The organism is Bacteroides sp. 43_46, assembly GCF_001915455.1.
Classification (GTDB): domain Bacteria; phylum Bacteroidota; class Bacteroidia; order Bacteroidales; family Bacteroidaceae; genus Bacteroides; species Bacteroides caccae.
Window position 1 is genome coordinate 24772 of the sequence record NZ_MNQN01000105.1, and the last position, 11643, is coordinate 36414.

Below are 11643 nucleotides of genomic sequence, written 5' to 3' on the forward strand. Positions count from 1 at the left end.
TATTATTAAATAGCATCATTACAAAACCACAGGCAATCTTTTCTTATTTCAAGAGGCATTTCTACATTATCCGTAAAAAGTAATCCTGTTCCCAAGCCCTGCGGTAACGGATTATCAAACGTAGCACACCACTGGGCGATAGCGTTCAGCCCGATATTCGACTCCAGAGCGGAAGTAATCCACCAGCCAATCTGCCGTTTCTCCGCCTCGGATATCCATTCGTTTCCTCCGCATACTCCTCCATGAAGGGAAGGTTTGAGGATAATGTATTGCGGACGAATTGCTGAAAGCAGTTTTTGTTTTCCTTCCAGTGTATTGCATCCTATGAGTTCCTCGTCCAAAGCAATCGGTAAGGGAGATTCGGAAGTGAGGCGTGCCATTTCTTCCCATTGCCCGGCACGGATAGGTTGTTCGATAGAATGTAAGTCAAGTTCGGACAGGCGTTTCAGCTTTTCCATTGCATCCACCGGAGAGAAAGCACCGTTGGCATCGACACGCAGTTCGATTTCTTTAGAGGAAAAGCGGGTACGGATATGACGAAGCAATGCCAATTCTTCTTCAAAGTTGATAGCACCGATCTTTAGTTTGATACAGCGGAATCCGGCCTCCATTTTCTTCTCTATCTGGGAAAGCATTTTATCAAAGTCTCCCATCCAGATAAGCCCGTTTATCGGAATCCCTGCCTCACCACGCGAGAAAGCCGTATCGCATAATGCCCAACTTCCTGCAAAGAAGTGCCGGATAGCCGTTTCCAAACCAAACAGGATAGAGGGATAATCACACAAAGAGTCTACATCCAGCCTTCCCTGCCGTTCTTCCAACCGACAACAGGCTTTAGCCAGGATAACTTCATAATCGGGAAGGTCGTCACAACTCAATGCGGGCAAAGGCGCGCACTCTCCTATCCCTACCCTACCCGGAAAATCAGGAGACGTCAGATGAAGATACCAGACTTTACGTGTCGTATATATGCCTCGGGAAGTTCCTGCCGGTTGCCTGAAATGAAGCAACCGGGGAATAATTTCTACTTTACAGTCCATTATGAATGTCAGGGGAACTTAGGATATTGTTTAAAGTTCGGTTTGCGTTTTTCCAGAAACGCATTCTTTCCTTCCTGAGCTTCATCCGTCAGATAATAAAGCAATGTGGCGTCACCTGCCAGTTCCTGAATACCAGACTGGCCATCCAGTTCGGCATTCAGTCCCGCTTTAATCATGCGCAGAGCCAACGGGCTGAGCAACATCATTTCTTCCGCCCACTGCACATATTCATCTTCCAGTTGTTCCAACGGGACTACTTTATTGACCAGTCCCATATCCAGAGCCTCCTGTGCAGTATACTTCCGGCAAAGGAACCAAATCTCACGCGCTTTTTTCTGTCCTACCACCCGCGCCAGGTAAGAGGCTCCGAATCCTGCGTCAAAGCTGCCTACACGGGGACCGGTCTGTCCGAAGATGGCATTTTCCGAAGCAATGGACAAGTCGCAAACCACGTGAAGCACATGGCCACCACCGATAGCAAATCCGTTTACGGCGGCAATCACCGGTTTCGGGATACTGCGAATTTGTTTCTGTACGTCCAATACGCTCAGACGGGGAATACCGTCTTTACCAATGTACCCGCCACGTCCTTTCACATTCTGGTCGCCTCCCGAACAAAATGCTTTATCTCCGGCTCCGGTAATTACAATCACATCAATGTCCGCTTCTTCCCGACAGATACGCAGTGCGTCGCTCATTTCAGCAGTTGTGGTCGGAGTGAAAGCGTTCCGATAACGTTCACGGTTGATAGTGATACGTGCAATCCCATTATAGTAATCAAAAAGAATATCCTCGTATTCTCTAATGGTAGTCCATTTTCTTGGTGTAGACATAATCTATTTTTGTTTTAGTTGATGATAATAATTTTTCAGCATGCGGGCATCTTTGTTTTTGTTGGTAAACACTTCCAGCAGCAGAGGACGTTCCTTTTCTTCCGGTTGGGTGAAGATTTGCATGGTTTCTGCCAGTTCCACCTCATTCTCTGCTTGCAGATAAAGAAATCCGCGTTCTTCCGCCCAGCCTTTGGCAGAGGTTTTATGAACAGCAGCAATGAATTTATGGGATGTCCCCGACATATCCAATCCCCGCAACGTATGGAAGATTTCCCCTCCTCCGTTATTCAGCAAAAGGATGCGCAGATTGGGACGGACATTCACATTCCACAAAGCATTCATGTCATAGAAGAAGCTCAAATCCCCGATAGCTATAAAATTCAGCTTGTCGGAAGCAGCCGCATAACCGACAGCAGTAGAAAGCGATCCTTCGATACCACTCGTCCCCCGGTTACAACAGATTTCGACAGTGGAAGGAACGGAATACAACTGTGCATAGCGGATCACGGAACTGTTCGCCAGATGAAGCGCACATGATTCCGGCAGGCCTTTTATCAATGCACCGACAGCCGCCATTTCCGAATACGCAAAATCGGGTTCGGGGATAATCTTACAATAGTTTTCCCACACACGGGGATATTCCGGTGTACGGTTGTCCATCAAGCTTGCTATTTTCTCCAGAAACTCAAACGGGTCCATTTCAATGACTGTTGTCAATGCTCCGTAGAGGTCGACTATCTCACCGTCAGGAGAGATGTGCCAATGTTCTTTGGGCGGATGTTGACGAAGGAACTTCTTCAGTCGTTTGGAAACAACGTGCCCGCCATAGGTAATCAGTAGTTCAGGAGTCATCTGGTCTATCTTCTCCTCAGGCATTGCGTAAATCGCCGCATCGAAGTTTTTCACCGGAATGCCGGGTACGGTTTGATTACCGATATGTTCCGTCAACCAGGCAAAGTGTTTATATAATAATTTGGTATGTTTCTTCTCGAACAGATAGATAAGATTCATCTGACCGACAATAATCATTCGTTTCTGATATTTATTCATCCGGTCAATGAGGTCATTATAATCGCGGTCATACACGTTCAACCCCTGATAACGGGTGATTACACGCACTTCCGGCAATGCGTCCGACGTAAACTGAAACAGAGGTTCGGAAATAGGAACGTTGATATGTACCGGTCCTTTCCCATGATGTTTCGTTTCCAACAGGGCTTCGTTCACCAGACGATTGCAATACCATTCATCTTCTTCCGTATGAATCTCCGGGAGGTTGACCGACTTCTTGACCAGATTCTGAAAAACACCGGGTTGCGGCAAGGTCTGTCCATCCATTTGTCCGATCCAGGCAGCAGGACGGTCGGCAGAAATAACCACCAGAGGAACATTCTGATAAAATGCTTCCGCCACAGCCGGATGAAGATTGAGCAACGCCGTGCCGGAAGTACAACAGATGGCAGCAGGTTTGCCGCCATTCAAAGCCAGCCCAATGGCAAAATAGCCCGCACTCCGTTCATCCGTCACCGGATAACAGGTAAAGTTCGGATGATTGGACAAGGTATGCACGAGAGGGATATTACGACTACCCGGACATAACACGACTTTCGTTATTCCATGTGCTTCGAGAAGCGCAACCAGTTGGAGTATGTTTTTCTTGTCTGTATACATAGTGCAGTGATAAGTTGTAAAGTTATATATTATGAGGTGATAGGCTGTGGGTCGTGCAGAGAAGAAGGTACAATAATCCGTCTCATGGTTTGCAACTTCTTTTCCGTTTCCAGCCACTCATCGTTCAGCTCCGAGGAGGCCAACAGTCCGCCACCGGCATAGAGAGTGAGTTGTTCTTCTTCGATGTGCATACAACGAAGATTGACGTATAAGTCCGTACGCCCATCCGGGTCGAGCCAGCCGATAAAACCGGAATAATAACGGCGGTCGTAGCCCTCATTTTCCAGAATAAACCGATAGGCTGTATCCTTCGGCAGTCCGCATACGGCGGGCGTAGGATGCAACACTTTCAGGAGGTCACCCAGACCTTTATTGTCTTGCAGAGAGAATCGGAAATCCGTTTTCAGATGCGACAAGGCGCCGGCATAAGCAGGATAGGGTCCGTTCTCCGTCGAATGAATCCCTAATGAAAGGAGTTGGCCACGGATGTAAGAGGAGACGTATTCCTGTTCTTTCCGATTCTTCTCATCCCAGACTTGCGGCAGTTTGCCGTCTTGCAGAGGTTGGGTTCCGGCCAATGCTACCGTATGCCAGTCGTCCTTTTCGCCCGACAAGATGATTTCGGGCGTACTTCCCAACCAGATACCTGTTTGGGGAGTATAACATAAGTATATATAGGAATGGATATAGCGTTGGCAAGCCGCGCGAAAGGCTAATGAAGGAGAAAATGCCGATGGTTTTCCAATAATAAGTTTACGGGAAAGTACCAGCTTTTCAAAAGTCTTATCACGTAAGGCACTGATAAATGTACGAAAACACTCCGCATATTCCTCGGAACAGGAGGGATAGTCGGTTGACGGAATATCCCGCGGAACGGCGTCCGCATCATCTGCAAGAAGCAAAGGTTGCCCCGGCCCATTCGATTGAATCAGCAAAATGGGGCAAGTCTCGTTAGGTCGGAACGGAGCAATCACAAATCCTCTCTGCCCGTTTAGTTCCTGCAAATCGTATATCAGACGGACTGCCCCCTCCTCCTGTGTCACCAGGCACGGAATTTTCTCCCCGGGAATACGATAAACGGCAAACGGTTGCTTCCGTTCTATAAATGCATCAATAGTTGTCAAGTTACTTATTTCTTCGTCGGTTATCTTTTTTTCATCACACTGTTGACTACCCGTATGGAAGACACCAGTTTGTTGGTTGAAGTAAATACGTCCACATTCCATACATGGGACGAACGTCCCTTATGCACGATTGTTGCTACCGCACGCACCGTGTCTCCTTCGTGTGCAGAAGATATGTGGTTTCCGCTCACCTGCATTCCCACGACAATCTCATCGGGCTGGCAAAGAATCATCGAACCTAGTCCGGCAACTGTCTCCGCCAATGCAAGACTGGCTCCGCCATGCAGAATGCCGAACGGCTGACGGGTACGGTGATCTACCGGCATCGTCGCTTCCACACGATCTTCAGCGGCATACGTATATTGGATTCCTAAATTTCCCATTAAAGCGTGACGCGCCTGTGCATTCAGTTGGTCGAGAGGTATCTCCGCCGCACGCACTTCAGCTATAATTGCCTTTTCAACAGCAATTGCCACTCCGTCTTCTTCATTGGAAGCAGTCACATAGTCAGCACAAATCTTCACGGAATCCTGCGAGTGTCCCATAGCTACGCCGAGTCCGGCCAGTTGGATCATTGTCACATCACATACTCCGTCGCCGATAGCAATCACTTCTTCCCGCTTCACGTCCAGTTCTTCCAACAAAGCTCCCAAAGAGTTGGCCTTATCTATGGCACAAGGAACGACTTCCAGAAAATATGGCTCGGAACGGAAAACATCCAATGCTCCGTTCAGTCTTCTTTTCCAATGATCTTCCAGACCGATCAACGCTTCTTCATTATCGCTGACCAACATACACTTACAGGGTGCAAAATCAACAGCGGCAGAAAATTCCGTTTCCTCGATTATCCGCAGATTATTCAGCCGGGCTTCATTTTGAATATGTTCATTTTCAGGAGAGTCCGTAATAATCGTATCATCATGATAAGTGAATAAGGCAAAACCGTTTTTCCGAGCTTTCTTTTCCAGATACGGCAACATCTCCGGATTAATCCGCCGTTCGAACAGGATTTCCCCGTTCTGCGCATTTATAATCTGGCAACCATTATATGAAAGAATAAAGCCTCCATAGTTTCCAAGTTCGAGTGATTTGGCCAGTGGCATTAATCCATAGGTAGGTCTGCCGGATGCCAATACAATACGCACTCCCATTTGCTGAACTTTCAACAAAGCCGCTAATGTACGCTTACTAATTTCTTTCGCGTCATTAAGGAGTGTTCCGTCTACATCAAGAACCAATAATTTATACTTCATGATTACACGATTTTGATTTAGATTACAAAGGTAGGAAATTGAGTGAACGACAGAAAGAGTAAACAGATAAAAATTACTTTAATTTCACTCTTTCAGATGCATTTCCAGATAATCCCGAAGTATCCGGGCATGATTATAGACAGGTTCTTTAGACGCATACAGCAGTGTGACCACCGGATGAGGTCTGATAAGAATCAGGAAATCAGCCATTGCGGGAGATGCGGCCAGTTCTTTTTGATATTGCATGACAAAGTCGTTCCAATGCCCGGGAATATCTTCGTGAAACCATTTGCGCAAACTAGCGGAAGGTGTTATATCTTTCGCCCAATAATCGTATTTCAGCCATTCTCTCTTCATTCCTCGCGGCCATAGTTTATCTACCAGCACCCGATATCCATCTGCTTCTGAAAAATCTTCGTAAACTCGTTTTATCCTAACCTGTATCATTCTTAGTTTATTTAGTTACTCATAATAATAAACCGAGAAAGACGAAAATTGTTTAACCGAAGGATGTCGATAAAGTTTTTTAAAGCGACTCTTGCGCTTTTTTAAATTCATAAGGAGTCATTCCCGTTTTCTTCTTAAAAAGACTGTATAATATCGGAGCACTATTAAACCCAGCTTCATCTGCTATCGCGCGTATCGTATAGTGCGGATGTGTTTTTAGCAGTTGAATAGCATAATCAATACGCAACTCGTTGATATATCCGTTAAAATTAGTTCCGGTACATTCTTTTATCATCCGGGCAAAACGCGCATTGTTCAAATGAACGATTTGCGCCAAGTCTTCTCTCGACAGTTCAGGAGAAAGATACAAACGATCTTGAACAACGATGCGATTCAATTCTTTAAAAATCTGTCTATTCTCGTCTTTTTCCCCGCTTGCTACTTCTGTGTCATCTTCGTCCGAAGACTCACACTGTTCTTCTTGTTCCTTCTCGAGCAATCTGTCTTCCAGTTCTATTTCTGATGATATAGCGAATTGCTCATATTCCTCCGACTGCTGATCCCTTTTTTCCTTATCGGCAAGTTTCTCATTGATCAACTTAGCCAACATTCTGTTTTTATATTTAATCGTTTTATTGAAACGCCACAGACGCCATAAGATAAACAAGGTCAGCAGAACGATACAGACCATGAAAGCAAGTGAGATATTCTTTATTCTTAATTGGAAAGCTTGTTGGGCAATGTATTCTTCTTTCTCAGAAGCACCGTACATCGCGTTCAACTCCAATGCCGCATTGTTTCTATCTCTACAATTAATGCTGTCTGTTATAGCTAAGATAGTCCCACGGGTCGCTGCAGCCTCTTTATAGTGGTGCATACCCAGATAAGCTTTCACCTCATGTTGAAGAACAGTCAGATATTGTTCATTCAAAGTATCTTGTTGAGTTCTCATCCATTCCTTGAAACCCTTACATTTCTCAAGAGCTTTCTCATACTGTTCGGAAATCATCAAATAAGGAACAGAGTACATTTTTCCGTCCGGTGTATGAGATTCTTTCTTCGACAAGTATTTTTGATAATATTGTTCCGCCTGTGCATTCTTTTTCTCTACATAATAAATATAGGCAAGTTTTGCATACAAATAACTATACTGTCCGTCCACATAACCTTCGGGTATTTGAGGTAATGCCTCCAGCCGCTTTATAAGCTTTTCACGCTCAAAAGCAAGTTCCAAAGCCTCTTTAACACGTGAATCGTTCATTAAAAAGCTCATTTCTGCTCCATAATAGTAAGAAAGCAACATCATCTCCCGCATTTTATTTGAACCGCGCAATAATTTAATAGTACGGTCAAAATAATCATATGCTTTATCTTTAAAAGATAATCTCCAGTTATTCTCACCTATGCAGAAAAATAATCTGGCTTTGGCTTCTCGATCTTCCAACTCCTGTGCCAGTTTAATCCCACTGTATGCATAACGCATACTTTCATTATACTTGCTCATCATAGCCGAAAATTCCGCTAGATGAACTGTCATTTTCAACAGATGCTTCGGATCTTTTTGAGATATAGAATCAAGCAAATAAGCTTTTCTTGCATACATAAACGCCAGTTTATTCATATACATATTGCTATATGACAAACTACGCAACTCATTGATAATCCGCAAAGGAATTGCTTTTCTATTTTCTGCCTCATCCAATAATTGCAAAGCACGTTTAGGCTGTGCAATATAGATACTATTTATATACTCGGCGGTATATAGCGAATCGTCACTTACTGTTTCGTCAGCTCTCAGAATTTGGTTATGCACAAATAAAAATATGCAGATACATACCCCTAAATGTATATATTTCATATTATGTCTAATCATTTACAATTCAAAGGTAAATGATAATTTCATAAAATACAAAAGTGGATTCTATTTTAAGAAATAAAAATAAGAAACATTAGCATTATGCATCCGCCAAAGGCAGATAAACCGAAAAACAACTACCTTCCCCGACTTCCGAACTTACTCCCAAACGTCCCGACAATTTTTCAACAATGATCTTGCAGATAGGAAGTCCTAAGCCACTCCCCTGTTCAAACTCATCACTCTTGTAAAACCGATCAAATATAGGTTCTATTCTCTGCTTCCTGAACTCCTGTTTTATCAGTTCTTCGAATTTTCCATGACCTATTTCGTCTTCAGAGAATGAATAGACAAGAGAAATATATTTTTTCGTCTATGATTTGAGCCGTACAATCGTTTTAGGTGATAGCCACTAAAAAAAGGCAACTAACAAGCAAAGAGATGCAAAAATATACTTATATTTCAGGTTAACAGCTTTCATGTTTTATTTGTATGTCATGCAAATTTCCATAAAACAAATTCATTTTGTTAATAATATATTCAACTAATTTTCATTACCTAAAACTTCCAAACCAATATCCTACTACTTTTCGTCCCCTGATGCATCCGTATAACCTTGTACTCCGACACCTCGACAGCTTTCAACTTGGCATATAGCTTATCCAGATTCTTCTCTTTGGAAACCAAACTAGTGAACCACCCGCAATTTTTCCGGTATTTCCGGCTTTCGACAATCATATTCAGCAGGAAACGCAATTCGCCACCTTCACACCAAAGTTCATTCGCATTCCCTCCAAAGTTTAGCTTTGCCTTTTTTACTATCTCCCCTTTCAAACTACTCAATTTGCGCAACGTTCCCTCTTCCGCTTCCTCTTTCGAACGATGAAACGGAGGGTTACAAATTGTCACATCAAAATATTCATCGGGAGCAATGATGCCTTCAAAAATCTTGCTGCTATCTTTCTGAAGCCGTAACTCTATTTTATGAGCCAGCACCGGATTACAAGTAACTATCTTTCGTGCATTTTCTATTGATATGGGGTCAATATCTGAACCTACAAACATCCAACCATATTCTACATGCCCAATAATCGGATAAATGCAGTTCGCACCTACTCCAATATCCAGACATCTGTATGCAGATTTCCGTATCTCTCCATTTTCCACTTTCACATCTTTGCTTACAGCTTCCGAACCAATCAAATCTGCGATATAATGAATATAATCCGCCCGCCCGGGAATAGGCGGACACAAATAGTTCTTCGGAATATCCCAATATCGAATGCCGTAGTAGCTTATCAACAACGCTTTATTCAACGCCTTCACCGCTTGCGGATTGAAGAAATTAATTGTTTGCGTACCATAGGGATTGAGTTGTACAAACTTCTTTAAAGGCGGATAATTCTCCGTCAATAGAGAAAAGTCGTATTGCCCGTTGTGTTTATTTCTTGTATGTAGTTCGCTTCTTTCTGACATGGCGGCAAAGATACAGAGAATCTTCCTGTCTGCAAATTCTTCCCTATATCTTTTCCCGCACTATAAGTTATATTGTTTACAGTAACCATTTTAATATAGGCCGGCTGACCGAATCACAATCTTTTCCAACAACTGCTGTGTCTTTCCAATGCTATAAAAGCTGATAAATAATCAGATACGAGGTGAAAGAGTGAAAGGATTTTTATTCCATATTAAAGCATCTTAGAGGGACCTCTCTGATTTATTTTTGTTAATCTATGACTTGTTATGTAGCTTGTATGAGAATAAAATACTATTTTCGGGATTGAAAAATATAAAAGACTATCACAAAATGAAAATTACCCGTGATGAATTGCTGATAGCAGCGTTCAAGCTGTTTATGTCCGTAAACTATGAAAAAGCCAGTTTTGCAGAACTTGGAAAGATGCTCGGAATGTCGAAAGCCGGAATATTCAAATACTACAAGAACAAACAGGAATTATTCATTGCCGTAGTGGATAAGTTTTGTTTTAGCGCGCAAAACCCACGAAACAAATTCACTGAAACGAACGGTACGTTTGCCGAATTTATAGATGAATACGTGAAAGGCGTACAACGAACAATGGATATGCTGAGTAATCTGATAGGCCCAGGTAGTGATAAGGTGGTACAAGGAAAGTTTTCATATCATGCCCAATATTTTCATTTTCTGTTTCAACTTCTCCAATATGACCCTAACGCCAAAGAAAAGCTCCATAATCTTATAGTCGGTGATTATGCTTATTGGCGTACCGCCATACAGCGCGCGATAAATACCGGAGAATTGAGAAAAGATGTGGATGTAGAAGATGCAGTAGTTATGTTCCGACAAGTTTACATGGGGCTGTCCTTTGAAATGTCTTTTCTCGGTGGACTGGATACGGAACGTCTTGCCAAACATTTACGCGCCGTTTACTCCTTATTGAAATGTTAGATAGTGCCGTCCGGCACATATTCCTTACCTACTTGTCTGTTGGTGCAAAAAAATATAAAAAAGCGTACGTTTACTTTTTCGGAATAGTTTTAAAAAGATACAGTTATTAAATATAGAGAAATGAAATATATAAAATACATCCGATTTTACATTTAAAATGTAAAATCGGATGTATTTTATCACTTACAAATATTTTGCGGAGAGACAGGATTATGAACCTTTCTCCACAAAATCCTTATGAATCAACGTTTTAATTCAGTTCAATTTTTCAAGTGTAACGATTTAGTAACTGAAAACTGTCTTTTTGTGTCACTCATAGACTTTCGCTTGTCTAAGCTTTATCATTACATTACAAAGGTACATTTTTTTACTCATAGTTCCAAATCATAGTCTCATCTTATGTTTTACTTTATTCTATAATCACTTCTGAAAACCGCTTCTTCATTACTTTTTAGAAGAAGCCATAAGTAACTGTTCGTATATCCACATTAACAACTATTTCTAGGAATTAGGGTATAAAAAAACGCTACTGGTGGAACTGATAATGCAGATCATCTACAAGAACAATGACCGTAAAGTGCGCTACTTGGACAGCAAGTGTTTCGGCATATTTTTCTTAATAAAGGGTATTAAAACCTATAACGGAATGCTTTATGTGCATACGCAGACTAAGAAACGTTCCGGCTCTACTACACATCGGTATCAACCAACGAGCAGACTATTGGCACCAATTTCATCAACAGCTTCTGCAGATGTACCGTGTTTCGTTCTCATTTGATAATGACAATAATGAAAAAGAGAAAATATAATATTTATCTTATTTGTTTTTGTTCTTCTTATAATATTTATATTTGTAAATGATAAATTATTAAATTGAAAAGGATATGTGTCAGAAAGGATATTGTATAATTTGTCATCAAGATAATCAAGAATTATCAGATGAACATGTGATACCAGAAGCCATAGGTGGATATTATCATATTTATAATGTT

The 11643-nt window shown here is 42.1% G+C and carries 11 protein-coding genes and 1 pseudogene; 3 read left to right on the top strand and 9 right to left on the bottom strand.

The annotated features are described in order from the left end of the window. Nucleotides 1–5: 5 nt before the first annotated feature. The 9 genes from BHV72_RS09705 to rlmF all read right to left on the bottom strand — a co-directional run bounded on the left by BHV72_RS09705 (nucleotide 6) and on the right by rlmF (nucleotide 9699). Nucleotides 6–1040, bottom strand: a complete 1035-nt coding sequence (locus BHV72_RS09705) for an o-succinylbenzoate synthase (RefSeq protein WP_258974476.1) — start codon at nucleotides 1038–1040, stop codon at nucleotides 6–8. Between the two features lie 8 nt (nucleotides 1041–1048). Next, entirely contained in the window at nucleotides 1049–1873 is an 825-nt protein-coding gene (menB, locus tag BHV72_RS09710; protein ID WP_005677664.1) for a 1,4-dihydroxy-2-naphthoyl-CoA synthase, read from the bottom strand. Nucleotides 1874–1876: 3 nt separating this feature from the next. Next, nucleotides 1877–3544, bottom strand: coding sequence for a 2-succinyl-5-enolpyruvyl-6-hydroxy-3-cyclohexene-1-carboxylic-acid synthase (menD, locus tag BHV72_RS09715; protein ID WP_286855638.1), 1668 nt, complete (start codon nucleotides 3542–3544; stop codon nucleotides 1877–1879). 29 nt (nucleotides 3545–3573) lie between these two features. Continuing rightward, entirely contained in the window at nucleotides 3574–4692 is a 1119-nt protein-coding gene (locus BHV72_RS09720) for an isochorismate synthase (RefSeq protein WP_286855640.1), read from the bottom strand. Then, the gene (locus BHV72_RS09725; protein ID WP_005677658.1) at nucleotides 4689–5921 is read right to left on the bottom strand and encodes a Cof-type HAD-IIB family hydrolase; all 1233 of its coding nucleotides are present in this window, start codon (nucleotides 5919–5921) and stop codon (nucleotides 4689–4691) included. Before BHV72_RS09725 ends, BHV72_RS09720 begins: the two co-directional genes overlap by 4 nt. A gap of 84 nt (nucleotides 5922–6005) precedes the next feature. Further along, nucleotides 6006–6368, bottom strand: a complete 363-nt coding sequence (locus tag BHV72_RS09730) for a DUF488 domain-containing protein (protein ID WP_022042051.1) — start codon at nucleotides 6366–6368, stop codon at nucleotides 6006–6008. 79 nt (nucleotides 6369–6447) lie between these two features. Further along, complete coding sequence (locus BHV72_RS09735; RefSeq protein WP_286855641.1) at nucleotides 6448–8217, bottom strand: helix-turn-helix domain-containing protein; 1770 nt, start codon at nucleotides 8215–8217, stop codon at nucleotides 6448–6450. Nucleotides 8218–8323: 106 nt separating this feature from the next. Beyond that, entirely contained in the window at nucleotides 8324–8584 is a 261-nt protein-coding gene (locus tag BHV72_RS09740) for an ATP-binding protein (RefSeq protein WP_122264300.1), read from the bottom strand. A gap of 197 nt (nucleotides 8585–8781) precedes the next feature. Continuing rightward, entirely contained in the window at nucleotides 8782–9699 is a 918-nt protein-coding gene (gene rlmF / locus BHV72_RS09745) for a 23S rRNA (adenine(1618)-N(6))-methyltransferase RlmF (protein ID WP_122264299.1), read from the bottom strand. A gap of 331 nt (nucleotides 9700–10030) precedes the next feature. Here rlmF and BHV72_RS09750 point away from each other — a divergent pair, with 331 nt between their 5' ends. The 3 genes and pseudogenes from BHV72_RS09750 to BHV72_RS19570 all read left to right on the top strand — a co-directional run. Next, nucleotides 10031–10651 carry a TetR/AcrR family transcriptional regulator gene (locus BHV72_RS09750; protein WP_005677653.1) on the top strand — a complete coding sequence of 207 codons (621 nt, stop codon included), beginning with the start codon at nucleotides 10031–10033 and terminating at the stop codon, nucleotides 10649–10651. 448 nt (nucleotides 10652–11099) lie between these two features. Further along, nucleotides 11100–11333 (top strand): annotated as a pseudogene (locus BHV72_RS09755) (DUF4138 domain-containing protein); the annotation flags it as partial. Between the two features lie 202 nt (nucleotides 11334–11535). Continuing rightward, the coding region (locus BHV72_RS19570; protein ID WP_353744892.1) for an HNH endonuclease at nucleotides 11536–11643 on the top strand (108 nt) is incomplete at its 3' end.